The sequence below is a fragment of the Pseudomonas sp. HTZ2 genome (assembly GCF_033173945.1).
Lineage (GTDB): Bacteria > Pseudomonadota > Gammaproteobacteria > Pseudomonadales > Pseudomonadaceae > Aquipseudomonas > Aquipseudomonas guariconensis.
In genome coordinates, this window is record NZ_CP137332.1 from 4,269,061 (window position 1) to 4,295,290 (window position 26,230).

The 26,230-nt window shown below is 64.4% G+C and carries 20 protein-coding genes; 12 read left to right on the forward strand and 8 right to left on the reverse strand.

What is annotated here, in order from left to right:
- Positions 1-121 precede the first annotated feature (121 nt).
- The 5 genes from R6G97_RS19770 to R6G97_RS19790 all read left to right on the forward strand — a co-directional run bounded on the left by R6G97_RS19770 (position 122) and on the right by R6G97_RS19790 (position 8,815).
- On the forward strand, positions 122-2,218 hold the full coding sequence (locus R6G97_RS19770; RefSeq protein ID WP_232092029.1) for a sensor domain-containing protein: 2,097 nt from the start codon (positions 122-124) through the stop codon (positions 2,216-2,218).
- A 244-nt stretch (positions 2,219-2,462) separates the two neighbouring features.
- Positions 2,463-3,341: a DMT family transporter gene (locus R6G97_RS19775; protein WP_043213699.1), complete on the forward strand. Its 879-nt coding sequence runs from the start codon at positions 2,463-2,465 to the stop codon at positions 3,339-3,341.
- 278 nt (positions 3,342-3,619) lie between these two features.
- A complete protein-coding gene (katG, locus tag R6G97_RS19780; RefSeq protein WP_317847394.1) occupies positions 3,620-5,872 on the forward strand; it encodes a catalase/peroxidase HPI in 2,253 nt (750 codons plus the stop codon).
- 250 nt (positions 5,873-6,122) lie between these two features.
- Positions 6,123-7,334 (forward strand): M24 family metallopeptidase, encoded by a 1,212-nt coding sequence (locus R6G97_RS19785; protein WP_043213695.1) that lies wholly within the window; start codon positions 6,123-6,125, stop codon positions 7,332-7,334.
- Positions 7,335-7,486: 152 nt separating this feature from the next.
- A complete protein-coding gene (locus R6G97_RS19790) occupies positions 7,487-8,815 on the forward strand; it encodes an MFS transporter (RefSeq protein WP_090342229.1) in 1,329 nt (442 codons plus the stop codon).
- A 159-nt stretch (positions 8,816-8,974) separates the two neighbouring features.
- Here the strand turns inward: R6G97_RS19790 and R6G97_RS19795 are convergent, their stop codons facing one another.
- Positions 8,975-9,973, reverse strand: coding sequence for a GlxA family transcriptional regulator (locus R6G97_RS19795; protein WP_253132681.1), 999 nt, complete (start codon positions 9,971-9,973; stop codon positions 8,975-8,977).
- A 128-nt stretch (positions 9,974-10,101) separates the two neighbouring features.
- Between R6G97_RS19795 and pssA the strand changes: the two genes are divergently transcribed.
- Positions 10,102-11,472: a CDP-diacylglycerol--serine O-phosphatidyltransferase gene (gene pssA / locus R6G97_RS19800; RefSeq protein WP_442800208.1), complete on the forward strand. Its 1,371-nt coding sequence runs from the start codon at positions 10,102-10,104 to the stop codon at positions 11,470-11,472.
- On the opposite strand, the gene R6G97_RS19805 is transcribed toward pssA, so the two are convergent.
- From R6G97_RS19805 to R6G97_RS19815, 3 genes are all read right to left on the reverse strand, one after another.
- On the reverse strand, positions 11,456-11,965 hold the full coding sequence (locus R6G97_RS19805; RefSeq protein WP_090342236.1) for an HvfX family Cu-binding RiPP maturation protein: 510 nt from the start codon (positions 11,963-11,965) through the stop codon (positions 11,456-11,458). The genes pssA and R6G97_RS19805 overlap by 17 nt on opposite strands.
- A gap of 157 nt (positions 11,966-12,122) precedes the next feature.
- Positions 12,123-13,409: an ATP-binding protein gene (locus R6G97_RS19810; RefSeq protein ID WP_043213686.1), complete on the reverse strand. Its 1,287-nt coding sequence runs from the start codon at positions 13,407-13,409 to the stop codon at positions 12,123-12,125.
- Positions 13,406-14,146 (reverse strand): response regulator, encoded by a 741-nt coding sequence (locus tag R6G97_RS19815; protein ID WP_102082333.1) that lies wholly within the window; start codon positions 14,144-14,146, stop codon positions 13,406-13,408. Before R6G97_RS19815 ends, R6G97_RS19810 begins: the two co-directional genes overlap by 4 nt.
- Positions 14,147-14,362: 216 nt before the next feature.
- Here R6G97_RS19815 and R6G97_RS19820 point away from each other — a divergent pair, with 216 nt between their 5' ends.
- Together R6G97_RS19820 and R6G97_RS19825 are read left to right on the forward strand one after the other, a co-directional pair.
- Positions 14,363-14,635, forward strand: coding sequence for a DUF2790 domain-containing protein (locus R6G97_RS19820; protein ID WP_043213683.1), 273 nt, complete (start codon positions 14,363-14,365; stop codon positions 14,633-14,635).
- A complete protein-coding gene (locus tag R6G97_RS19825) occupies positions 14,625-15,155 on the forward strand; it encodes a thioredoxin family protein (protein ID WP_052352489.1) in 531 nt (176 codons plus the stop codon). Before R6G97_RS19820 ends, R6G97_RS19825 begins: the two co-directional genes overlap by 11 nt.
- 31 nt (positions 15,156-15,186) lie before the next feature.
- On the opposite strand, the gene R6G97_RS19830 is transcribed toward R6G97_RS19825, so the two are convergent.
- Positions 15,187-16,332, reverse strand: a complete 1,146-nt coding sequence (locus R6G97_RS19830) for an MFS transporter (RefSeq protein WP_102082334.1) — start codon at positions 16,330-16,332, stop codon at positions 15,187-15,189.
- A 107-nt stretch (positions 16,333-16,439) separates the two neighbouring features.
- Entirely contained in the window at positions 16,440-18,122 is a 1,683-nt protein-coding gene (locus R6G97_RS19835) for an amidohydrolase (RefSeq protein ID WP_317847396.1), read from the reverse strand.
- Between the two features lie 232 nt (positions 18,123-18,354).
- On the opposite strand from R6G97_RS19835, the gene R6G97_RS19840 reads away from it, so the two are divergent.
- A complete protein-coding gene (locus R6G97_RS19840) occupies positions 18,355-18,978 on the forward strand; it encodes a TetR/AcrR family transcriptional regulator (protein ID WP_043213676.1) in 624 nt (207 codons plus the stop codon).
- Between the two features lie 51 nt (positions 18,979-19,029).
- Here the strand turns inward: R6G97_RS19840 and R6G97_RS19845 are convergent, their stop codons facing one another.
- Together R6G97_RS19845 and aroQ are read right to left on the reverse strand one after the other, a co-directional pair.
- The gene (locus tag R6G97_RS19845; RefSeq protein WP_317847397.1) at positions 19,030-19,878 is read right to left on the reverse strand and encodes a shikimate dehydrogenase; all 849 of its coding nucleotides are present in this window, start codon (positions 19,876-19,878) and stop codon (positions 19,030-19,032) included.
- Positions 19,875-20,324 (reverse strand): type II 3-dehydroquinate dehydratase, encoded by a 450-nt coding sequence (gene aroQ / locus R6G97_RS19850; RefSeq protein ID WP_043213671.1) that lies wholly within the window; start codon positions 20,322-20,324, stop codon positions 19,875-19,877. Before aroQ ends, R6G97_RS19845 begins: the two co-directional genes overlap by 4 nt.
- A gap of 226 nt (positions 20,325-20,550) precedes the next feature.
- On the opposite strand from aroQ, the gene R6G97_RS19855 reads away from it, so the two are divergent.
- From R6G97_RS19855 to R6G97_RS19865, 3 genes are read left to right on the forward strand one after another with little or no spacing between them, the layout of a single operon-like run.
- The gene (locus R6G97_RS19855; protein ID WP_232095236.1) at positions 20,551-21,792 is read left to right on the forward strand and encodes a TolC family protein; all 1,242 of its coding nucleotides are present in this window, start codon (positions 20,551-20,553) and stop codon (positions 21,790-21,792) included.
- A gap of 58 nt (positions 21,793-21,850) precedes the next feature.
- Positions 21,851-23,065, forward strand: a complete 1,215-nt coding sequence (locus tag R6G97_RS19860; RefSeq protein WP_090342249.1) for an efflux RND transporter periplasmic adaptor subunit — start codon at positions 21,851-21,853, stop codon at positions 23,063-23,065.
- A 14-nt stretch (positions 23,066-23,079) separates the two neighbouring features.
- Entirely contained in the window at positions 23,080-26,220 is a 3,141-nt protein-coding gene (locus R6G97_RS19865) for an efflux RND transporter permease subunit (protein WP_317847398.1), read from the forward strand.
- Positions 26,221-26,230 lie beyond the last annotated feature (10 nt).

The window sequence follows — 26,230 nt, forward strand, 5'->3', positions numbered from 1 at the left end:
ACCATAAATTTTTGTGACGCACTTCACAAAACGCTTTCGGCTAACGGCATAATGCCAGCACTTGATGACTTCGATCCGGCCCTGACAGGCCGGCATGTTCCGTGCTGCCATAAGGTAAATCATGACGCCAGTCAGCCCCGACCTCATGTACCGGCTGTTGATCCAAAGTGTGGCGGATTACGCCATCTACCTATTGACCCCCGATGGCAGGGTGGCCAACTGGAATCCCGGAGCGCAGCGGGCCAAGGGGTATTCGAGCGAGGAGATTGTCGGCAAGCATTACTCGCTGTTCTACCACGAGGATGAACGTGCTGCGGGGCTGCCGCAGCAGAACCTCGAGCAGGCCCGGCGCACCGGTCGCTTCGAGGCCAGCGGCCTGCGCCTGCGCAAGGACGGATCGGCGTTCCATGCCCATGTGGTGATCGACGCGGTGCACGACGACCAAGGGCAACTGGTGGGGTTCGCCAAGACCACCCGCGACATCTCCGAGCACCGGCGCCAGGAGGCCGAGCTGCGCCAGGCCAAGCAGTTGGCCGAGCAGTACAGCCAGGAAATGGCCGACCTGTCGCGTTTTCTCGACTCGGTGATCGCCAACATCCCAGCCAGTGTCATCGTCCAGGACCTCGACAGCCAGCGCATCCTGCTGGCCAACCAGCAAGCCGAGCAGCTGTTTGGCGCTCAGGGCACATGCATGGTCGGCCAGTTGCCCGAGCAGTGCCTGGCACCTGAAGCTGCCCAGTACCTGACCCAGCAGCTGGCCCGAGGCGCGCGCAGCGTCAAGGGTTATGCCGATGAGAGTCGCGTGGCCACAGCGCTCGGCCTGCGCACCTTGCGCAGCAGGACGTTGCTCAGCCAGAACCGCGAAGGGCAGGCTGACTACGTGCTGTTCGTGGCCGAGGATGCCACCGAGGAACTGGCGGCCCACGCCCAGATCCACTACATGGCGCACCATGATGCGTTGACCGGCTTGCCCAATCGCACCCTGTTCAGCGAGCGGCTCAAGCAGGCGCTGGGCCGCGGCCAGGACAGCGGCAAGTTGACCGCGACCCTGTGCCTTGACCTGGATAACTTCAAGAACATCAACGACTCCCTCGGTCACGCCTTCGGCGACAAGCTGCTGCGCGCGCTGGGCAAGCGCCTGCGCCGCGAGTTGCGCGAGCACGATACCCTGGCCCGGCTTGGCGGCGATGAGTTCGCCGTGGTCCTGGCCGGGCTGGATACCCGCGAGGCCGCCTGCCATACCGCCCAACGCCTGATCGAGGCGATCAGCCCGCCGTTTCGCATCGAAGGGCATCAGTTTTCGGTGGGCGTGAGCATTGGCATCGCCCTTGCGCCGGACGATCATGGCCAGGCCGAGCAACTGCTCAGCTATGCCGACATGGCCCTGTACGAGGCCAAGCGCAACGGCCGTAACCGCTACGAATGCTTCAGCGTCGAGATGGATGTCGCTGCCCGCCAGCGCCGTCTGGTGGAGACCGACCTGCGCACCGCCTTGCACCTGGGGCAGTTGCAGTTGCACTACCAGCCAGTGGTGGACCAGCAAACCAACAGCGTCACCGGCTACGAAGCCCTGCTGCGCTGGGAGCACCCCACCCGTGGCATGGTCATGCCCATGGACTTCATCCCCATCGCCGAGGAAACCGGGCTGATCCACGAGATCGGCACCCGCGCCCTGAATCTGGCCTGCCAGGAAGCCGCCACGTGGGAAGGCACCCAGACGGTATCGGTGAACCTGTCCGCCGTGCAGTTCAAGAACGCCAACCTGGTACAGACCGTGGCCCTGGCCCTGGCCGATTCGGGGTTGGCGGCGCAGCGGCTGGAACTTGAGATCACCGAGTCGGTTTTATTGGGCAACAGCGAGGAAAACGTACGCACTCTGCGGGCGCTCAAGGATCTGGGGGTGTCGATTTCCCTCGACGATTTCGGCACGGGATATTCATCGCTCGGGTACTTGCGCTCGTTTCCGTTCGACCGGATTAAGATCGACAAGTCGTTCGTCCATGACATGTGCGACAGCCGCGAAGCGATGTCGATCATTCGCGCCATCACCGAACTGTCCAACAGCCTGATGATCAAGACCACTGCCGAAGGGGTGGAATCGCCTGAACAGATGCGCCGCCTGGCGGCGGAAGGGTGCTCGCATTTCCAGGGCTACCTGTATGGCAAGCCGGCGCCAGCGAGCCAGCGGCTCAGGAGTGTCGTGCCCGTGCAAGGCTGAAGCTCGGCGGTGCTTGCTTGGCGGGTGAACTCGCCCCACAGGTTCGGTGTCGCTCTCAATTGCACCGCATAGGAGCGGGTTTACCCACGAACCGGCCGGAGCAGGTGGAGGCGGAACCCACACTGGCAAATCCGGTCGATCAGCGAACACAAACCCGTGCACGCCGATTTCTCATCCCGGTGCATCTCTTCTAGAATCCGCCCATACCTGCGCCGGCCCTGCCACGCGCGCCGTCGAGAGCGCCATGAGTTCCAGAACCCCGCTGTCCGGAGTCAACCAACCGCTGCGCGGCATCGCCCTGGTGGTCGTGGCAACGTTCCTGTTCGCCAGTCACGATGCGCTGTCGAAGTTCCTCGGTGGCTTGTACCCGATCGTCATGGTGGTGTGGGCGCGCTATCTGGTGCACACCCTGCTGATGGCGGGGATCTTCCTGCCCAAAGCCGGCATGGCAGTACTGCGAACCCGCCGGCCGCTGCTGCAGACCCTGCGAGCCCTGAGTCTGCTGAGCACCAGCCTGCTGTTCACTGCAGGCTTGCAGTATCTGCCGCTGGCCGAGGCGACGTCGGTCAACTTCCTGGCTCCGGTGCTGGTCACTGCGCTCTCGGCACCACTGCTAAAGGAGCGGGTCTCCCTCGGCCAATGGGTGGCGGTGGTGATGGGCTTTATCGGCGTGCTGGTGGTTGTGCATCCGGGCGGGGCGATGTTCACGCCGGCGATCCTCTTCCCCTTGGGCTCGGCACTGGGTTTTTGCTTCTATCAATTGCTGACCCGCAAGCTGTCCGCCTATGACTCCCCGACCACCAGCAACTTTTACGCCGGGCTGTGCAACACCCTGGTGCTCAGTGCCCTGGTGCCGTTCTTCTGGCAACTGCCCCACTGGAATCACGCCTTGCTGATGCTGGCCTTGGGCGGCTGCGGCATGACCGCCCATCTGCTGCTGACCCAAGCCTTCCGCTTCGCCGCCCCAGCCTTGCTGGCGCCGTTCAGCTACTGTCAGATCGTTTTCGCAGGGCTGTTGGGGCTGGTGATTTTCAGCCAGGTACCTGAAACCAGCAGCCTGGTGGGCATCGCCATCATCTGCCTGAGTGGGTTGGGCGCAGCCTGGATGCAGCGCGGCAAGTGAACCTCGGCCCCCGAAAGTCCCAGCCTATTACCCCCACATAGCCACTCTATTAGAAACCTGCCGCCGCTCGGCTAGTCTTCATTCTGCCCCGTGACAACGGCGGGTGGGCGTGGGCAGGGATACCCCTCGGGGCGCCTGCTTTTTCCGCCGTTGACGAGCCTGTGTCGGGCTTTCGCCGACGCGACCTGATGAGGGGGCGCATGAGCTTGCGTGCTCAGCCGATCGAACACCTGGCCTAGACCGGGAAATCTGGACAACCGACCCAAAGGTACACGCAGATGTCGAACGAATCGAAATGCCCGTTTCATCAAACCGCGGGTGGTGGCACCAGCAACCGTGACTGGTGGCCGGACCAGCTGAACCTGAAGATCCTCCACCAGCATTCTGCCAAGTCCGACCCGATGGATGCCGGTTTCGACTACGCCAAAGCGTTCAAGAGCCTCGACTTCCAGGCCCTCAAGCAGGACCTGCACGCCTTGATGACTGACTCCCAGGACTGGTGGCCCGCCGACTTCGGCCACTATGGCCCGCTGTTCATCCGCATGGCCTGGCACAGTGCCGGTACCTACCGCATCGGCGATGGTCGCGGCGGCGCAGGCTCTGGCCAGCAACGTTTCGCGCCGCTCAACAGCTGGCCGGACAACGTCAGCCTGGACAAGGCCCGGCGCCTGCTCTGGCCCATCAAGCAAAAATACGGCAACAAGATCTCCTGGGCCGACTTGATCGTGCTCACCGGCAACGTCGCCCTCGAATCCATGGGCTTCAAGACCTTCGGTTTCTCCGGCGGGCGCGCAGACGTATGGGAGCCGGACGAAGACGTTTACTGGGGCTCCGAGAAGGTCTGGTTGGGAGGCGACACGCGCTATGGCAAGGCCCAAGCCCCAGGCCAGGGCGACCTGGTGGCCGAGCCGCAGAAGCACGGTGAAGAAGAAAGCCGCACCCTGGGAGGGGAGCGTAACCTGGAGAACCCGCTGGCTGCCGTGCAGATGGGGCTGATCTACGTGAACCCGGAAGGCCCGGACGCCAATCCCGACCCTGTGGCCTCGGGCAAGGACATTCGCGAGACCTTCGGGCGCATGGCCATGAACGATGAGGAAACCGTGGCCCTGATCGCCGGCGGACATGCCTTCGGCAAGACCCACGGCGCCGGCCCCGCCGACAACGTAGGCCCTGAGCCAGAAGCCGCAGGCCTTGAGCTGCAAGGTCTGGGCTGGCAGAACAAGTTCGGTACCGGCAAGGGCGGCGACACCATCACCAGTGGCCTGGAAGTGACCTGGACGTCTACCCCGACCAAGTGGAGCAACGAGTACCTGGAGAACTTGTTCAACTTCGACTGGGAACTGACCAAGAGCCCGGCCGGTGCCCACCAGTGGCGGCCGAAGAACGGCGCCGGGGCAGGACAGATCCCCGATGCCCACGATCCTTCCAAGCGTCACGCGCCGGCCATGCTCACCTCCGACCTGGCCCTGCGTTTCGACCCGATCTACGAACCGATCGCCCGGCGTTTCAAGGACAACCCCGACCAGTTGGCTGATGCCTTCGCCCGTGCCTGGTTCAAACTGATCCACCGGGACATGGGCCCGCTGTCACGCTACCTGGGCCCGGAAATGCCCCAGGAGGTGCTGCTCTGGCAGGACCCGATCCCGCCGGTGGACCACCCGCTGATCGACGATCAAGACATCGCCGCCCTCAAAGCCAAGGTGTTGGCCTCGGGCCTGAGCGTCGGCGAACTGGTCTCCACCGCTTGGGCCTCGGCCTCGACCTTCCGGGGTTCGGACAAGCGCGGTGGTGCCAACGGCGGCCGCCTGCGCCTGGCGCCGCAGAAGTTCTGGGCAGCCAACCAGCCTGAACAATTGGACAAAGTGCTCAAGGCGCTGGAGAAGATCCAGAGTGAGTTCAACGCCTCGGGCAAGAAGGTTTCCCTGGCTGATTTGATTGTGCTGGCGGGCTGCGCCGCGGTGGAAAAAGCTGCCAGGGACGGTGGGCACACAGTCAATGTGCCGTTCAGGCCTGGACGCATGGACGCCTCCCAGGAGCAGACCGATGTCGAGTCGTTCGGTGTGCTCGAGCCCTTGGCCGACGGTTTCCGCAACTTCACCAAAGCCCGCTACAGCGTCAAGGCTGAAAAACTGTTGCTGGACAAAGCCCAGTTGCTGACCCTCACCGCACCGCAGATGACCGTGCTGATCGGTGGCCTGCGGGTACTGGGCGCCAATGTCGGTGGCAGCCGACACGGGGTCTTTACCGACAAGCCCGGTGTGCTGTCCAACGACTTCTTCCGCAACCTGCTGGACATGAGCGTGGAGTGGAAGCCGACCTCGGCGGACAACGAAACCTTCGAAGGTCGCGACCGCAAGACTGGCCAGGTGAAGTGGACCGGTACCCGCGTCGACTTGGTGTTTGGCTCCCACGCCCAGTTGCGGGCCTTGTCGGAGGTCTATGGCAGCAGTGATGGCCAGGACAAGTTCGTGAAGGACTTCGTCGCTGCCTGGGTCAAGGTGATGGAGCTCGATAGGTTCGACTTGAAGTGACCGTGGCTTGAGGGGCCTGTGCGCCCCCTATCGCGATACATGGCCGCCCCACAGGTGCTGCGCACGCCATTGCGCTGTGCCTGTGGGGCGGCCTTGTGTCTAGGTGATCCGCAAAAAGGCCGCCAAGGAGCGGTGGCCGTTTCGCCAATTTCAGGTCGGATAGATACAAAAGCGCCCTTGATCGTTCTGCTGCAATGCATCCCAGGCAACCGGCCTGAACAGCATGCCCATAACGACAAGGAAACCCACCATGCAAATGCCCAAGACCCTGAAGATCCACAATGGCGAGAAGGCCAAACCCACGTTCTGCGCCCAGGAATACGCTGCCCGCCAAGCCCGCCTGCGCGCCTACATGGCCGAGCATGACATCGAGGCGGCGATTTTCACCTCGTACCACAACGTCAACTACTACAGCGACTTCCTCTACTGCTCGTTCGGGCGCCCCTATGCGCTGGTGGTCACCCAGGACAAGGTGGTCTCGATCAGCGCCAACATCGATGGCGGCCAACCCTGGCGGCGGACGGTCGGCACCGACAACATCGTCTACACCGACTGGCAGCGCGACAACTTCTTCGTCGCCATCCAGCAGGCCCTGCCGCTGGCCTCGCGCATCGGCGTGGAGCATGACCATCTCAACCTACAGAATCATGCCAAGCTCGCTGCCTGCTATCCCAAGGCCGAGTTGGTCGACATCGGCGCGCCTTGCATGCGTATGCGCATGATCAAGTCCGCCGCAGAGCAGGCGTTGATCCGTCAGGGCGCGCGTATCGCCGATATCGGTGGCGCGGCAGTGGTCGAGGCCCTGCGCGATCAGGTGCCTGAGTACGAAGTGGCGCTGCATGCCACCCAGGCAATGGTGCGCGAGATCGCCCGCAGCTTCCCTGACGCCGAGCTGATGGACACCTGGACCTGGTTTCAGTCCGGGCTCAACACCGATGGTGCTCACAACCCGGTCACCAGCCGCACGGTGAGCAAGGGCGAGATCCTCAGCCTCAACTGCTTCCCGATGATCGCCGGTTACTACACTGCGCTTGAGCGCACCTTGTTCCTCGACCACTGTCCGGACGAGTACCTGCGCCTGTGGCAAGCCAACGTCGAGGTGCACGAAGCGGGCCTGAAGCTGGTGCGTCCCGGCATCCGCTGCTGCGACATCGCCCGCGAGCTGAACGAGATTTTCCTTCGTCATGACCTGCTGCAGTACCGCACCTTCGGTTACGGCCATTCCTTCGGCACCCTGAGCCATTACTACGGGCGCGAAGCGGGGCTGGAGCTGCGCGAGGACATCGACACCGTCCTCGAGCCAGGCATGGTGGTGTCGATCGAGCCGATGATCATGCTGCCCGAAGGGCACCCCGGCGCGGGTGGCTACCGTGAGCACGACATCCTGATCGTCAACGAGCACGGTGCCGAGAACATTACCCATTTCCCGTACGGGCCGGAGCACAACATCATCCGCAAGTGACCCTCGGGCACGGTCGCGGGCCTGCCCGCGACCTTCCCGCCAGTGACCGCTCGACCCTGCCGCCAATTACAAGAACAGAGGGTATCCGTCATGTCCCAGCGTCATTCCGTTGTGCCGAAATCTCGTTTGCTGCCCGCCCTGGGAGGTGCGCGATGATCACCATGAGCGCCCGTCACCTTGACCTCCCGGCACAGGACGCCGAACGCCAGGCGCTGCGCAAGGCCGCGCGAGCCAGCTTCATGGGCAACTTCGTCGAATGGTTCGACTATGCCGCCTATGGCTACCTGGCCACCATCATTGCCGCCACGTTCTTCCCCGATGCCGACAAGACCACTGGCCTGCTGGCCACCTTTGCAGTGTTTGCCCTGTCCTTCATCGTCCGGCCGTTGGGCGGGGTGGTCTGGGGACATTTCGGTGACCGCCATGGGCGGCGCAACGCGCTGTCGTGGTCGATCCTGATCATGTCGGTGTCGACGTTCTGCATCGGCATATTGCCCAGTCATGCGCAGATCGGCGTGTGGGCACCGTGCCTTTTGCTGCTGATTCGCCTGGTGCAGGGTTTTTCCGCCTCCGGCGAGTATGCCGGGGCCTCGGCGTTTCTGGCCGAATACGCGCCAGCAGGCCGTCGCGGGCTGTACACCAGCATCGTGCCGGCCAGCACTGCCGCCGGGTTGCTGTTCGGCGCCGCGTTCGTCGCCGCCTTGCATGCGCTGCTCAGCACCGAGGCCTTGCACAGCTGGGGGTGGCGCCTGCCATTTTTGCTGGCTGCACCGTTCGGCCTGGTGGGGCGCTATATCCGCATGAGTCTGCAGGACACGCCCAAATTCCTGGAGATGGAGCAGCGCCTGGAAAGCAAGGGCTGCGCGGGCGCCACACCGCTGCGCGAATTGCTGACCCTGCACCGGCGCAGTGTGCTGATCGGCATTGGCGTGACCTGCCTGAATGCGGTGGCCTTCTACCTGCTGCTCAGCTACATGCCCACATACCTGTCCAACGAAATGGGCATGAGCGAGCGCGACTCGTTCATTGCCTCGACGGTGTCGCTGGCAACTTACATCGGGTTGATCTTCCTGATGGGGCGCTTGTCGGACCGCTTTGGTCGCAAGCCCATGCTGGTGGTCGCCTCGCTGCTGTTTCTGGGGCTGACGGTGCCGCTGTTCAGTTTGCTCGATCATCAGCCGCTGTTGGTGATCCTGGCGATCCAGATCCTGTTCGGTGCGATGCTGGCGATGAACGACGGCACCTTGCCCTGCTTGCTGGCGGAGATTTTTCCCACACGTGTGCGTTTCAGCGGGTTTGCCTTGAGCTTCAACATCGCCAACGCGCTGTTCGGTGGCACCGCGCCGTTCATTGCCACCTGGCTGATCCAGGTCACTGGCAACAAGCTGGCCCCGGCGGGCTACCTGCTGGTCGCTGCGGTGGTGGCACTGGTGGCTATGCTGGCCTGCCGGGAAACGGCGCATCGTGCGTTGCAGGATTGACTGCGCAGAGCGCCCAGCGCTCCCAACCGGTAGGACGGGTGTTTGCGAGCAATCCAGAACCTGTGGGAGCGGGGTTCACCTGCGAACATCGGCGGAGCCGGTGCCAGGTGCCGCCGGGAAACCTTGTTCGAGGTGAACCCTACCTTCGTTAGCAACCCGTCAGTGCAACGACGCCTGTCGCCGCTCTCCGAGCGGTGACAGACCAAAGAACCGGCTGTAGCTCTTGGAAAAATGCGCAGGCGAGGTAAAGCCACAGGCCAGGGCGATTTCCCGCACCTGGGCGTCGCTGCGCAGCAGCATCTCCCGCGCCCGTGACAGACGTAGCTCCAGGTAGTACTGGCTGGGGGTGCGCTGCAGGTACTTGTGAAACAGCCGCTCCAGTTGGCGCACCGTCACCTCGTTGAGGGTTGCCAGCTCTTCCAGCCCCAGGGGTTCTTCCAGGTTGGCTTCCATGATCGCCACCACCTGGCTTAGCTTGGGTTGCGCATTGCCGAGGCGGGTGCGCAGCGGAACCCGCTGGCGGTCACGCTCACCACGCACCCGGTCGCACAGCAACAGCTCGGCCGCCTTGGCGGCGATGGCTTGGCCATCGGGCAGGCGGGCGACCAATTGCAACATCATGTCCATGGCGGCCACGCCGCCGGAACAGGTGTAGCGGTCGCGATCGAGCTCGTACAGTTGGTTGGAGATGACGATGCCGGGGAAACGCTCCTTGAGCGCTTCGATGTCTTCCCAGTGGATGGTGCAGCGGTAGCCTTTGAGCAGCTGCGCCCGTGCCAGCAGGTAGCTGCCCGTGCAAATTCCACCCAGGGGTACCCGCTGGCGGGCGAGTTGTCGCAACCAGTCGATCAGCCGGCGGCTGTCACGGTCGTTGGCAATGGGGTTGGCACCTACCACGAACAGGGCATCCAGTGCGGGTGCGTCGGCGATGCCATGATCAGGCAGCACGCGCATGCCGTTGCTGGCGGTCACAGGTTCCGGCGTGGCGGCGACGACTACGGTGCGAAACAACGGGCGGCAGGCGGCCAGGTTGGCCATGCGCAGGGTCTCGACCGCCGAGGCCAGGCCGATGGTGGTGAAGTTGGGTTGTACCAGAAAGCCGAACGTCCTGGGTGGGGGGAGGGGGGAGGCAGGCTGCGCAGAGCAGGGCTGGACCATGTGCGATTTACCTGTGCAAGCTGAGGCGTCGTTGTTTCCGGGCTATAAGAAAAAACCAGCCTTGAGGAATTCTTGTTGTTCTATGCCGTGGCCGGCCCGATAGTACACCCGGATGACAAGGGGCCGGAATGCCCACGACCCGGAGCCCCTTTTGCACAGGAGACGACCGCTTGAACCGTAAATCCGTGCCGGTACCCCAGGAAGGCTTCGCCCTGGCCCCCGGTACCATCGAGGTGTTGCCCGATGCGGCGAGCTACCGCACTCGCTTGCTTGAGCTGATTGCCAGCGCCACTCAACGTATTGTCATCGTCGCCCTGTACTTGCAAGAGGACGAGGCCGGCCAAGAAGTGCTCGACGCCTTGTACCAGGCCAAGGCGGCACGACCAGCGCTGGAGGTTCTCGTCGTCGTCGACTGGTTCCGGGCCCGGCGCGGCTTGCTGGGGGCGGGCCGGCAACCGGGCAACGCGGCGTGGTACCAGGCCCAGCGTCAACGCCGAGGCCTTGATGTGGTCATCCATGGTGTGCCGGTACAGACCCGCGAGCTGTTCGGCGTGCTGCACCTCAAAGGCAGCATCATCGATGACCAGGTGCTGTACACCGGGGCGAGCCTGAACAACGTCTACCTACACCGCTTCGACCGCTACCGGCTGGATCGATACCACCTGTTCCACAATGCCGGGTTGGCTGACGCCATGGCCGGCCTGGTGCGGCAGATACTGGCAAGTACCGCGACACCGCGCCTGGACTTGCCTGCACCGCCGACGACCAAACGCCTGCGTGGTGCGATTCGCCGGCTGCGAGCGCGTTTGAGGCACATGGCCTACGACCTGCCCGTGGCTCCGGCCCGGGAAGGGCTGCGGGTGATCCCTCTGTTGGGCATCGGCCGAGGCAATCCGCTCAACCGCAGCGTGTGCGCGCTGCTTGCGGCTGCGCGTTCGCAGATCGTGCTCAGCACACCGTACTTCAACCCGCCCCGTGTACTGATCGCCGAGATCGACCGGGCGCTGGCCCGTGGGGTGACGGTGGAGATGATCATCGGTCACCGAACCGCCAACGATTTCTACGTCGCCCCCGGGCAACCCTTCACCGCCAGCGCCGCCTTGCCCTATCTGTACGAGGACAACCTGCGCGCCTTCGCCCATCGGCGCCAGGGCGCCATTGCCAGCGGCCAGCTGCAGGTGCGGATCTGGAACGATCCGGGGCACACCTTCCATGCCAAGGGCGTGTGGATCGACGAACGCTACAGCTTGCTCACCGGCAACAACCTCAATCCCCGTGGGTTCAATCTGGACCTTGAGAACGGCCTGTTGATCGATGACCCCCAGGGACAGTGGCTCGCCCCCCGTGAGGCCGAACTCGAAAGGATCCGTCGGCACGCCCCCCGGTTGTCGTCGGCCGAGGAGCTGGGCGAGGCCGGCGAACACCCGCGCGAAGTGCTCAAGCTGCTGCGGCGGCTGCGCTACAGCCGCCTCGAGCCATTGATCAGGCGGGTGCTCTGACGCTCATTGGCTGGAACCGGCCGCGCAGCCAGTGATCCAGGCTCAGGCGGCCGGCCCCTTTGAGCAACAGTGGCAGCAAGGCCACCAGATAGATGACCGGCAGCTTGAAGTTGCCGTAGCCCTGGTTGGTAATCGCATAGCCCTGGGCAAGCTCGGCCAAGCTCGACCACTGCGCCGGCCAGTGCACCGCGGCGATAGCCACTACTGTCACCACCATCAGCACGGCCGAGGCCAGGCGCGTGCCCAGGCCGAGCAGCAGCAACAGCGGGCAGATCAATTCAGCCCACAGCGAGAGCTGCCAGTTCACATTGGCTGGCAATAGGTTGAACGGGAAGGGAAAACTCGCTTGCAGATCAGTGAACCAGTTGGCGCCGTTAAATTTCTCGATACCCGATTCGAAGAACTCCCAGGCCAGGAACAGGCGCAGGGGCAGGTCGGCGCTCCAGGTACCGAGGCGATCCAGGGCGTTAAAGGCGCGGGGCAATGCGTTCATGGTCAGGCTCTCTTGTCAGCAGGTTGGAGAACTCGAGCCCTGGGGGCTCGAGGTGTGACAAGGAGTGTGTGCGGCGAGGGTATCTGCAGTGTGTCCAGGGCAGTGGCGTTATGTATCGGCGTGTAGTCGAAGCCGGGGCCGGGACGCGGCCCCCACGTCATTTGAGCTCGATCTGCGCGCACAGCCCGCCGCCAGCGCGGTTGCTCAAGGTCAGTTGCCCTCCCATGGCCTGGGTCAGTTGCTGAGCGATCGCCAGCCCCAGGCCGGTACCTCCGGTGCTGCGGTTGCGGGAACCTTCCACCCTGTAGAACGGTTTGAGCACTTCGGCCAGCTCATCGGCGGGAATGCCAGGCCCTTCGTCGAGCACACGGATCAACGTGCCGTTCCCGGTGTGTTCCACCTCAAGCTGCGCGGCACCTGCGAACTTCAGCGCGTTGTCCACCAGGTTCACCAGCACCCGGCGCAGGGCATGGGGGCGGGTGTGGAGGGTGACATCGGTGGCACCCAGGCGCTCGACCTTGGCGCCGCTGTCCTGGTAATCGAAGACCAGGCTGTCGAGGAAGGCATCGAGCTTGATGCGGCAGGGCGCCTCGGTGCTGCTGTCCATGCTGCGCGCGTACGCCACGCCTTCGCGCACCAAGTGTTCCATGGCGCTCAGGTCGCTCCAGAGTTTGTCCTTCTCCAGGCCGTCGTCCATCACCTCCACCCGCAATTTCATGCGCGTGATGGGGGTTTGCAGGTCATGGGAGATGGCCGCCAGCAGTTGCATGCGCTCTTTGAGGTAGGCCGCGATGCGCGCCTGCAGGGCGTTGAAGGCGACGGCCGCGTAGCGCACCTCTCGGGGGCCGCTTTCGTCCAGTTGGGGGCCGGGTTTGTCCGGGTCCAGATCGTCCACCGCACGGGCCAGCCGGGTCAGTGGACGGATCGCCAGACGCACGGCCAGCCAGGTGCAGCCCAGCAGCACCGCCAGCTGGATCAACAGCACCACCGGCAGCCATTTGGCCAAGGGCACGCCGGCTGGCGTGACGTCGATGGTCAGCGGCGCGCCGTCCGCCAGGCGCAAGTGGGCCTGAAAATGCGCAATGGGGCCCGGGATCTCCTGGAAGGTCAGGCGATAATCCTGGCCGATCGCCTTGACGATCGACTCGGCGGCCATGGGCGGGTCCTCGCTGGCCATGGCCTGGCCACTGAGGCCTTCACTGAGTTGATAGCGATAATTTTGCCGTTGCAGGCGTGGCAGCCAGGCAGCACGTTCGTTTGCTGGCAAGCGCTCAAGGATCGCCACCGAGGTTGCCACGTCTTGCTCCAGGTTGTTGAGCATCATCGAACGGCTGCTGACATAGCGCTCGTAGAACTGCAGGCCGAACGACAGCCCGTAGGCCAGCACCAGCCCGGTGAGAAAGATCAGCGCCAGGCGCGAGGCAAGGGTACGGGGCCATCTCATGACGGCGACTCGAGTAACTGCACCGGCAGGGAGAACACATAGCCCTCGCTGCGTACGGTTTTGATGCAGGTGGGTTCGCGGGCGTCGTCGCCCAGACGTTGGCGCAGGCGGCTGACCAGCAAGTCGATGGAGCGGTCGAAGATATCCGCCTCGCGGCCCTGGGTGAGGTTGAGCAGTTGTTCGCGGCTGAGCACCCGCTGGGGGTGGTCGAGAAACACCCGCAGCAGGCGATACTCCGCGCCGCTCAGGGCCACCAGGGTGCCGTCGGTGTCGAGCAGGTGGCGGGCGGTGGTGTCCAGCCGCCATTGGCCGAAGCCGATCAGCCGGCTGCTTTCGCTGATGGTCAGGTTGGGCGGCAGCATCCGCGTGCGACGCAGCACGGCGTTGATGCGCGCCAGCAGTTCACGCGCCGAGAAGGGTTTGGTGAGGTAGTCGTCGGCCCCCATCTCAAGGCCAATGATGCGGTCGGTCTCATCGTTGCGTGCGGTGAGCATCAACACAGGCGTGTTGCGGTGCTTGCCGGCGCGCAGTTCACGGCACAGCAGCAGGCCGTCGTCGCCGGGCATCATGATGTCGAGCACGATCAGGTCGACCGCGTTGTTCTCCAGGAAGGCGCGCATTTGCCGGCCATCGGCGACGATGCTGGTGCGCAGGCCGTTCTTCTTCAAGTAATTGCCGACCAGCTCGCGGATTTCGCGATCGTCGTCGACGATCAGGATGTGATCGACATGTTCCATCGGAGGGTTCCTGTACAGGGTTGGATAGGCGCAGTGTACCGAGCGTTGTGGCCCTTGCGGACCGGGCTTTGTATTGCAGTGTATCCGTCGGCGGTGCAGATACAGCACAAGGCAATAGGAGGCCTTTGCGGACACAGCCCGGATACCCGCCAGCGGTGAAATGGCTCTCGACCGGGGAAGACTCCCCACCGCATAAACACTCGCAGGAGAGATGCCATGACCACCAAGACTTTTGCCATCGCCGCCTTGTTTGCCTTGTCCAGTTTGGGCGCCATCGGTGCCCAGGCAAGCCCGCAACCGATGCAGGACAACGTGATGCAATACCGCTATGGCGATCATCTGGATATTCAGAAAGTACTCTCTACCCAGGACGACCAGGCCAACGCCTGTGGCGTGGTCACCACCCGCATGGATTACCTGGACTCCCACGGCCAGCGTCAGAGCGTCGAGTACCGTACCTACGCCACCGGCGGCTGCCATGAAAATTGACCGGCGCATGCTGATCAAGGTCGGCGGGTTGGGCATGGGACTGGTTGGGCTTGGCCTGGCCGGTTACCTGGCGGCGCGGGACGGGCAGGGCGCCATGCCTTCGCTGGCCGGCGCCAGCCAGTGGCTGAACTCGGCGCCGCTGGATGCCCCGGCGCTCAAGGGCAAGGTGGTACTGGTGGATTTCTGGACCTGGGATTGCGTCAACTGCCAGCGCAGCCTGCCCTATGTCAACGACTGGTCTCGGCGCTATGCCGACCAAGGGCTGGTGGTGATCGGGGTGCATACGCCGGAATACGACTATGAGCATGATCTGGGCACCCTGCGCCAGAAGGTGGCCAGTCTAGGCATCGGTTATCCGGTAGCGGTGGACAACGACTACCGGATCTGGAACGCCTGGGGCAACCAGTTCTGGCCAGCCCATTACTTCATTGACCGTCAGGGACAGGTGCGCCATGTGCATTACGGCGAAGGCGGCTATGACGGTCAGGAGAAGGTGATACAGGCGTTGCTGGCTGAGTGACCGCGTATCTTGGGGCGCTTGGCGCCCCTTTTCATAGGGCCTTCTGCCGCTCGCGCATGCCCGCCATGCACTTGAGCAGAAAACCGATGGTCACCGCACTGGCTGCGGTGATGAAGATCGAAGGCTTTCCGGTCACCTGCAACAGCATCGAGATGAACGCTGGCGCAACTGCAGCCGCACTGGCCAGCGTGATCGGCACCAGTGGGGTGAACTGGCCTTGGGGGTCGTTGGTGGCGATGGCGCCCATGTAGTAGCTCAACGCCAGGGCCCAGCCGAAGTTCAGGATGAACAGCGCCACGAACAGGCTGATCGCGCTCGGTGTACCCCCGGCGAGCAGGACGATGGCCAACAGCACCAGCAACGAGCCAAGGCCGATCATCGGCCCGCGGCTGACCCGTGCCCCCAACAGGCTCGGCAGACCCGAGCCAGGCAGGCCGCCCAGCACGCCCATGCCGAATGCCCAACCCACCTCCACGGCGCTCAGGCCTTGGTCATGCCCCAGCTGATCGAGGAAGCCCCAGACGCTGTAGATCGCCAGTTGCAGGAACAACATACCCAGCAATGAATAGCGGCCGATGCGCGCCGATCCCTGACCGCTGGCGGCCAGCACGGTGCCGCGGGTGACGGCGTGGCAGACCGGTAAGGCGATGCAACTGACGCTGATCAGGCCGAACCAGCCCGCCATCGAGGCGATTGCCAGCGAACTGCCGAACGCTTCGGCCACCAGCGGCAGGGTGGCGGCTGAGAACGCGAAGATGCCTGTCTGCAGGAACAGCACCAGGCCAAAGGAGCGGTCCTGTCCCGGCAGGCGGCCGAGGTCGTTGAGGGCATTGGCGTACAACAGGCCCCCGCCAATCCCCGCGAGCAGGCGCCAGGCAAGTACCGGGGTGAAGCTGGCGCTTTGCGCCGTGAACAGATTACAGGCCAGCGCCAGCAGCGCGGCCAGTAGATAGACGCGGCGCTGGCTACCTTGCCGAGCCAACAAGGGGCTAAGCAGGGTACCCAGGACCAGGCCACCCATTTCCATGGCGATCACCAGGCCTTGCTGGCTGAGGGAAAGGGCCAGGCGTTCGGCCAGCAGGCCGATGAACATGGGTTGAACGCCAATTACGATGATGGCCGTGCTGGCGATGAAGATCAGAGAAGCACGCTGGAGCCGGGAATTGTTGTTGTGCATTGTGGGGTCCCGATGAATGAAATGGCTGATGCGTGTCGCAGTGGAGCGCCCCGCAGCCCGCGCGTTGGCGCGACACTGCGAAGCGGCTTGGGACGAAGGGCCTGGGCTCAGGTCAGGGCGCGGCTCAGCTGGTCATGGGTGACTTGGCCGTTCATCAGGGTCAGCAGAACCTCGGTCTTGCCGATCTGGTAGCGGTCCAGCTCGAACAAGTCCTGTTCCAGAATGATGATGTCCGCGCGCTTGCCTTCGCTGATCGAGCCGATCTCTTTCTCCAGGCCCAACTGGTAGGCGCCATTGATGGTGTAGGCGGCGATCAGCTGGGGGATGCTCAGCTTCTCGTGGATGTCCGGCATCACCGGGGCATCGGGCTCGCCCGCCAACTGCCGGGTATGGCCGGACTCGATGTGCTCCACCGGTCGATGCTGGCAGCGGCACTGGCAGGCCAGCCCGTCCATGCCGATGGACACGGTCACGCCCTGTTCGATGAAGCTGCGGAACCTGTACATCGAGGCCCAGCGCTGCGGGCCATAGGACTTCTGGATCGCCTGGGTATAGGCGTCGACCACACCCCACTGCAGCTGGGTATTGGCCATTACGCCGATGCGGCGAAAACGCGGGATGTCGTCCGGGTGGGTGAGGAACGCGTGGGTGATCACATGGCGACGGTCACGTGGCGGGTTGCTCGCGCTGACACGCTCGAACACATCCAAGGCCATGCGCACGGCGCCATCGCCCACGGCGTGGACCATCACATCGATGCCGTTGAGGTCGGCCTCGCGCACGTGCCGCTCGAAGGTTTCCTCCGGCATGGTGGTGCTGCCGCAGCTGTGCGGCTTGTCACAGTAGGGCTCGAGCAGGTAGGCGGTGTGGTTCATCTCGGTGCCGTCGAGCATCAGTTTCAGCGCCTGGGCCTTGACCAGAGGGCTTGCGTACTCAGCGCGCAGGGCCTTGAGACTGGCCACCGGGTCCGGGTCGGTGCCCATGTCGATGTAGCTGCCGACCACCCGGAGCTTGAGGCGTTGCTCGTCTTCCAGGCGCATCAGAGTCTGGTACAGCAGCGACTGATCGCCGCTCGGGTCGAGGAAGCCTGCGTCGAACACGGTGGTGATGCCGGCGGCGACCAGTTTCTCCTGCCACAAGGCGATCGAGCGCAGGTACAGATCGATGCCGACAGGCAGATAACCCAGGTCGCTCAGGCGCTGCATCAGTAGCGAATAGGCCGCGCCATCGACGATCAGGCCGGTGGGTTCGCCGGTGTGCGGGTCCTTCTCGAACCAGCTGGCGCCTTCTTCCACCGGTGGCGTGTCACGGTCGATGCCTGCCAGCTCCAGGGCCTTGGAGTTGACCCACATGGAATGGTAGTCGGTGGACAACAGGCACACTGGCTTGTCGGCACAGATCGCGTCCAGGGTTTCGCGGCGCAGCATGTCCCCAGGCACCAAGGCCTGGACCCAACCCATGCCGGTGATGGCCTTCTCGTTGGGGTTCTCGTCCACGTAGCGCTTGAGCGCAGCCAGCACCTGATGGGGGTCTTCATGGTTGACGAAGGCCTGATGGGCGAACGCGGTGGTGGAAAAGTGCCAGTGGGATTCGACGAAACCTGGCAGCACCAACTTGCCCTGGGCGTCGAGCATGCGCGTGGCAGGGCCCTTGAAAGCCAGCACGCTACGGTCGTCGCCGACATGCACGATACGCTCGCCGCGCACCGCCACGGCGCTGGCCCAGGGGCGGTGCGGATCGACGGTGTAGATACGGGCGTGGTGGATGATCAGGTCGGCATGTTCAGTCATGGCGGTACTCGTGGGGCTGGGCGAGGGAGGGCCGCGGACGACAGGCGAGGGTAGGCATTGCAAGGCTCCCGCTGGTTGTTGTTGTCGGGCAGGGTGCGGCCGGTACGGCGTGGTCAGTCGATCACGTGGAAATATTCTTTAATCCATAAAAACTTTTAGTCAATAAAATTTTTAATCGAATGAGTTTGCCGTTATGCTGGGCGCCCACCCGCCAACGCCAGCCAGGAGAGCCATGAGCGGATTGCGCGAACAACAAAAGGCCCTGCGCCGCCAGGCCATCAGTCAGTCGGCCCTTAGCCTGTTCGAGAGCCAAGGGTTCCAGACCACCACCATGGAGCAGATCGCCCGTTCGGCGGCGGTCTCGGTGCCTACGGTCTTCGCCTATTTCGGCAGCAAGCAGGAGATCCTTCTGGAGAAACTGCGCGAGGCGGATCACCGCGCCATCAGCGCCGCGCGCCAGCGCATCCCCGAGCTGGACGACCCGATCGACACCATTTGCTATTTCGAGCGTTGCCTGACCGAGTTCGCCTTCGAGGTGCTGTCGCCTGCGTTGTGGCGCGAGATCCTGCCCCAAGTGATTGCGCTGCTTGGGCCTGATCAGTCGGCGTTGCCTGCGCCCTACAAGCGGGTCAACGATGCGTTGGTGAGCGAGATCGCTGCGCTGTTGGACGAGCTGCGCGGGCTGGGCAAGTTACGCGCCGATCTGGATGTCGACTATGCCGCCTTCATGCTCAACGACTATGGGCACCTGCAACTGCTGCGCCTGTGCCGCAGCGAGCCCATGGACTTGGAGCGGTACTGGCGCGAGGTGCGTGAATCGACTGCGTTCATGGTGCGTGGGATGCTGCCCGCCTGATGACGTGCAATCTGCTTCGCGGGTACGGCGATGTACCCGCGAGCAGGTACCTCACCCCAGGCGTGCGAAATGCGCTTGCATGCGCCCGGCATCGGCGATTCGGCCGGTGAACAGCTCGAATGCCTTGACTGCCTGGAATACCGCCATGCTGCTGCCATCGAGCGTGCGACACCCCAGCGCCCGGGCATGGCGCAGCAGCTCGGTTTCCAGCGGGAAATAAATGATTTCGGCCACCCACAGCTGGGCATGCAGCAGCGCCACGGGCAGGGGTGTGCCGGGCAGCTTGGCCATGCCCACCGGGGTGGTGTTGACCAGCCCGTCCGCCGTAGCCATGGCGGCAGCCAGGTCCGTGCCAAGTGACGCCCGGCCTTCGCCGAAGCGGGCGCTGAGGTTACCCACCAGCGCCTGGGCGCGCGCGCTGTCCACATCGAACAGCACCAAATGGCGTACGCCTTCACCAAGCAGCGCATGAGCCACCGCCGAGCCCGCGCCGCCGGCGCCCATCTGTACCACCTGGTCACGTGCCACATCCGGCAGGCCCCGGCGCAGGCCTTCGGCAAAGCCCAGGCAGTCGGTGTTGTGGCCGACCCGCTTGCCGTCTTTGAGCACGACAGTGTTCACCGCACCGATGCCTTCAGCCTCTTGCGACAGCTCATCGAGCAGCGGCAGGATCGCCTGCTTGAACGGGTAGGTGATGTTGAGGCCGGTAAACCCGGTGCGCTGGGCCGCATCCAGCAGGCCGGGCAAAGCGCTGTCATCCAGGCCCAGCTGGTCGGCGTCGATCAACCGGTACAGGTAGCGCAAGGCTTGGGCGTCGCCCTCGTGCTCGTGCAGCGCCGGGGTCCGCGAGGCTTGGATACCACGGCCGATCAGCCCGGCCAGGACAGTGTTCGGGTTCATCCGCGTGGCTCCTTGAGCAGTTGGGCGAAATGCGTCAGGGCCAGGCGGTAGCCGTGGCTGCCAAGGCCACAGATCACGCCCACGGCGATCGATGACACGAAGGAGAGGTGACGGAACGGCTCGCGCTTGTGCACGTTGGAAAGGTGCACCTCGATGACTGGCAACTCGCTCGCCGCCAAGGCATCGCGAATGGCTACCGACGTGTGTGTCCAGGCGCCGGGATTGATCAGAATGCCGGCACAGCGTCCGCGTGCGGCGTGTGTCCAGTCGATCAGCTCGCCTTCATGGTTGGTCTGGCGAAATTCGATTTCCAGGCCGAGCGCGTGTGCGCAGTCGGCACAGCCTTGGGCCAGGTCGGCGAGGGTTTCCTGGCCATACTGGTCGGGCTCGCGGGTGCCGAGCAGGTTCAAGTTGGGGCCGTTGAGCACGAGGATTCGGGGCGTCATGGCGGGGCATCGCTTTGTTGTTTTTGGATGCCTCGATATATGTACCACCTGGTTAGTTTCGTCAATTTCCTTCGTTTGCCCCGCAGCGAATGTGTGCGGTTATCGGATAGTGTCGTCCTTCGGCCTCCCTTTCAAAATTGTAATTTTGCCGCCACCGAGCCGATAGGCGGCGCTCTTTACAGTCCCTCGCCATGCTTTCCGACGCTTGCCGACGAGGACTTCAAACGTGCCGCGCAACCGGTTCATCCCCCGCAGTACCGCCTTGTTCTGTCTACTGCTGGCTGGCCTCGCTGCGCCCAGCCTGCGCGCTGAGCAGCGCCTGAGCCTGCCCCAGGCGATCGAGGCCGCCTTCGCCCAGAACCCCGACCTTGCTGCCGCCGGCCGCGAAATCGGTATCGCCGAAGGTGAGCGGCGCCAGGCGGGGCTACTGCCCAATCCAGAGTTGTCCTGGGAAGCCGAGGACACCCGCCGCGATACCCGAACGACCACCGTGACCCTCAGCCAAGCCCTGGAACTGGGCGGCAAGCGCGGCGCACGCATCGACGTGGCCGCCGCCGGCCAGAGCGTCGCCCAGCTGGAGTGGGAGCGCCAGCGCAATGGCCTGCGTGCCGATGTGGTGCAGGCCTTCCATGCCGCCTTGCGCGCCCAGACCGCCCTGGAGTTGGCGCAGCAATCCCAGGCCTTGATCGAGCGCGGCCTGCGGGTCGTGCAAGGGCGGGTGAAGGCGGGACAGTCCTCGCCGGTCGAGGCCACCCGCGCCCAGGTTCAGCTGGCCCAGGCGCAGGCGCAGGTGCGCCGTGCCGAGTCGCAGCGCGTCGTCGCCAATCAGTCTTTGGCGCGGCTGACCGGCAGCCCGCAGGCGGCCTTCGCTCGCCTGGATACGAGCCAGCTGTCGCCGGGCCCGGCACCTCGCGCCCAGACCTTGCTCGACAAGGTGTCGCAAACCGCCGAGTGGCGCCTGGCAGAAGCGCAGATCCAGAGAGGGGAGGCGTCCCTCGGCTCGGAAAAAGCCAAGCGCATCCCCGACCTGACCGTGAGCCTGGGCAGCCAGTACAGCCGTGAGGAGCGTGAACGGGTCAACGTGGTCGGTCTGTCCATGCCCCTGCCGTTGTTCGACCGCAACCAGGGCAATGTGCTGGCTGCCGCGCGCCGCGCCGACCAGGCCCGTGACCTGCGCAACGCCGTGCAGTTGCGCCTGCACAGCGACACCCGCAGCGCCGTCAGCCAGTGGGCGTCGGCAATGCAGGAGGTGCAGGCCTATGACCGCACCATCCTGCCTTCGGCGCAGCAGGCTGTGGACACCGCCACCCGTGGTTTCGAGATGGGCAAGTTCGCCTTCCTCGATGTGCTCGATGCCCAGCGCACGCTGATCGAGGCACGTGGGCTGTACCTGGAGGCCCTGGCCTCGGCAACCGATGCCCGTGCTCAGGTCGAGCGCATCTACGGCGACCTTGGCCCAGACCGTTGACCGAGGCCTGTCTCGCCCGTCTGCACCGATGCCATCGGCAATCCCTTTAGGAGCAACCATGCAAAACACCCGCAAACTCGCCATCCTGGCCGCTGCCATCGCCGTGATCGGCCTGGGCGGCCTGGCCTGGACCCAATCCATCGGCCAGGCTCCTCAAGACACCCAGGGCGAAAACAACCCTACCCATGACAGCCCGCAGCAAGACGATGGTCATGCTCACGCCGAGGGTGGCGATGAAGGGCATGAGGAACAGGAGGGCAGCCTGCACCTGTCCGCCACCCAGATCGAAGCCGCTGGTGTGCAGTTGGTCGCTGCCGCGCCGATGACCTTGGGCACCGCTATCAGCTTCCCTGGCGAGATCCGCTTCGACGAGGACCATACCGCTCATGTAGTGCCCCGTGTGCCCGGGGTGGTGGAATCGGTGCACGCCGACCTGGGCCAGCCAGTCAAGCGTGGACAAGTCCTGGCGGTGATCGCCAGCCAGCAGATCTCCGATCTGCGCAGCGAGCAGCAGGCTGCCCAGCGCCGCGTGGAACTGGCGCGGTTGACCTTCAAGCGCGAACAACAGCTGTGGCAGGAACGTATCAGTGCCGAACAGGACTACCTGCAAGCCCGCCAGGCCTTGCAGGAGGCCGAAATCGCGCTGACCAACGCCCAGCAGAAAGTCGCCGCCGTCGCTCCGGCCGGCGCAGGCAATCGCTACGAGCTGCGCGCCCCCTTCGACGCCGTGGTGGTGGAGAAGCACCTGACCGTCGGCGAAGTGGTCGACGAGACCAGCAACGCCTTCACCCTCTCGGATCTGAGCCGGGTCTGGGCCACCTTTTCGGTCACCCCGCGTGACTTGGGCCGGGTCACGACCGGGCGGACGGTCACCGTGAGCGCGCCGGATCTGGGGGCTCAGGTCCAAGGCCAGGTCAACTATGTGGGCAGTCTGCTGGGCGAGCAAAGCCGCGCAGCCACTGCCCGTGCCACCTTGGCCAATCCCAACGGCGCCTGGCGTCCGGGGCTGTTCGTCAATATCGCGGTGAACGTCGAGCGCTTCGATGCCGCCGTGGTGGTACCAGAGGCAGCGCTGCAAACGTGGGAGGAACAGACCGTCGTGTTCGCCCGCACCGACGAGGGTTTCCAGGCCCGCCCGGTGAAAACCGGCCGACGCGACGCAGGCCAGGTGGAAATCACCGACGGCCTGGCGGCCGGCACCCAGGTGGCGGCCGCTGGCAGCTTCGTTCTCAAGTCTGAGCTCGGCAAGGGCTCGGCCGAGCACAGCCACTGACTGGGGACCTCTTCATGTTCGAACGCCTGATCCAATTTGCTATCGAGCAGCGCCTGGTGGTGATGCTCGCTGTGGTGCTGATGGCTGCCGTCGGCATCAACAGCTACCAGAAGCTGCCGATCGATGCGGTGCCGGATATCACCAATGTCCAGGTGCAGATCAACACGGCCGCGCCCGGCTACTCGCCGCTGGAGACCGAGCAGCGCATCACCTTTGCCATCGAGACCGCCATGGCCGGCCTGCCGGGGCTCAAGCAGACTCGCTCGCTGTCGCGCTCGGGGCTGTCCCAGGTGACGGTGATCTTCGAAGACAGCACCGACATCTTCTTCGCCCGCCAGTTGGTCAATGAGCGCCTGCAGGTGGCCCGCGAGCAGTTGCCCGCCGGCATCGAAGCGGCCATGGGGCCGATCTCCACCGGGCTGGGTGAGATCTTCCTGTGGACCGTCGAGGCCGAGCCAGGGGCGCTCAAGGACGACGGCACGCCCTATACGGCGACTGACCTGCGGGTGATCCAGGACTGGATCATCAAGCCACAACTGCGCAACGTGCCGGGTGTGGCCGAGGTCAACTCCATCGGCGGCCATGCCAAGCAATACCTGATCGCTCCGGACCCAAAACGTTTGGCGGCCTACAAACTCACGCTCAACGATTTGATCGGCGCCTTGGAACGCAACAACGCCAACGTCGGCGCCGGCTACATCGAGCGCAACGGCGAGCAACTGCTGATCCGCGCCCCGGGTCAGGTGGCTTCGGCTGAGGACATTGCGAACATCGTCATTTCCAGTGTCGACGGCGCGCCGATCCGCGTCAGCCATGTCGCCCAAGTAGGCCTGGGCCAGGAGCTGCGCTCCGGTGCGGCCACCGAGAACGGCCGCGAAGTGGTGTTGGGCACGGTGTTCATGTTGATCGGCGAGAACAGTCGCACGGTGTCCCAGGCGGTGGCGCGCAAGCTGGCCGACATTAACCGCACGCTGCCCAAGGGGGTGATGGCCGTGACGGTCTACGACCGCACCAACCTCGTGGAAAAGGCCATCGCCACGGTCAAGAAGAACTTGGTGGAGGGCGCGATCCTGGTGATCGCGGTCTTGTTCCTGTTCCTGGGCAATATCCGCGCGGCGTTGATCACCGCGATGGTCATTCCGCTGTCGATGCTGTTCACCTTCACCGGCATGTTCAACAACAAGGTCAGCGCCAACCTTATGAGCCTCGGGGCCTTGGACTTTGGCATCATCGTCGACGGCGCGGTGGTGATCGTCGAGAACGCCATCCGCCGACTGGCCCACGCCCAGCAGCGCCACGGCCGCATGCTGACCCGCGCCGAGCGCTTCCATGAGGTGTTCGCTGCCGCCCGCGAAGCGCGCCGACCGCTGATCTATGGCCAGCTGATCATCATGGTGGTGTACTTGCCGATCTTTGCCCTGACCGGCGTCGAGGGCAAGATGTTCCACCCCATGGCGTTCACGGTGGTGATGGCCTTGCTGGGGGCGATGATCCTTTCGGTGACCTTCGTGCCTGCGGCCATTGCCCTGTTCGTCACCGGCAAGGTCAAGGAAGAAGAGGGCGTTGTGATGCGCACCGCCCGCCAGCGCTATGCATCTGTCCTGGCCTGGGTCCTGCGCCAGCGCACGCTGGCCTTCGCCGGCGCCGCCTTGCTGGTGGTGTTGTCCGGTGCATTGGCCAGCCGCATGGGCAGCGAGTTCATCCCCAGCCTCAGCGAGGGCGACTTCGCCCTCCAGGCCCTGCGGGTACCGGGTACGAGCCTGAGCCAGTCGGTGCAGATGCAGCAGCGCCTGGAACAGATCATCATCGCCCAGGTGCCGGAGGTGGAGCGGGTATTCGCCCGCACTGGCACTGCCGAGATCGCCTCTGACCCGATGCCGCCGAACATCTCCGATGCCTATGTGATGCTCAAACCGCGCGAGCAATGGGCCGATCCCGGCAAGCCGCGCGAAGCGCTGATCGCCGAAGTACAGCGTGCCGCGGCCAGTGTGCCGGGCAGCAACTACGAGTTGTCCCAGCCGATCCAGTTACGATTCAACGAGCTGATTTCCGGCGTGCGCAGCGATGTGGCGGTGAAAGTGTTCGGCGATGACATGGACGTGCTCAACCGGATCGCCGCGCAGATCGCCGCTAGCTTGCAACAAGTGCCGGGCGCCTCCGAGGTCAAGGTGGAGCAGACCACCGGCCTGCCGGTGCTGACCATCGACATCGATCGCGACAAGGCCGCCCGTTACGGCCTGAACGTGGGGGATGTGCAAGACGCCATTGCCATCGCCGTCGGTGGCCGTACCGCCGGTACCCTGTACGAAGGCGACCGACGCTTCGACATGGTGGTGCGCTTGTCCGAAACATTGCGCACCGATGTCGACGGGCTGTCGGGCCTGCTGATCCCCGTTCCGGCCAGCAGCGCCGCGGGAGCTGCGCAAATCGGGTTCATCCCGCTGTCGCAGGTGGCCACGTTGAATTTGCAATTGGGGCCGAACCAGGTCAGCCGTGAGGATGGCAAGCGGGTGGTGGTGGTCAGCGCGAACGTGCGTGGTCGTGACCTGGGTTCGTTCGTCGAACAGGCCGAGCAACGGCTGATCGACGAGGTGCAGATTCCAGCGGGCTACTGGACCCGCTGGGGTGGCCAGTTCGAGCAGTTGCAGTCGGCGACCGAGCGCCTGCAGGTGGTGGTGCCGGTTGCATTGCTGCTGGTGATGGCGTTGCTGCTGATGATGTTCAACAACCTCAAGGACGGCTTGCTGGTGTTCACCGGCATCCCGTTCGCCTTGACCGGCGGTGTGTTGGCGCTGTGGCTACGTGACATCCCGCTGTCGATTTCCGCCGGGGTCGGGTTCATCGCATTGTCCGGGGTCGCGGTACTCAACGGACTGGTGATGATCGCCTTCATCCGCAACCTGCGTGAGGAAGGGCGCACGCTGCATGCGGCGATCGAGGAAGGGGCACTGACTCGCCTGCGACCGGTACTGATGACCGCTCTGGTGGCCTCGCTGGGGTTCATCCCCATGGCCCTGGCCACCGGGACCGGCGCCGAGGTGCAGCGACCGCTGGCGACCGTGGTGATTGGCGGCATCCTGTCGTCCACCGCCTTGACCTTGCTGGTGCTGCCGGCGTTGTACCAGTGGGCGCACCGGCGTGAGGAGGCGGCTTGAGCCGCCCCAC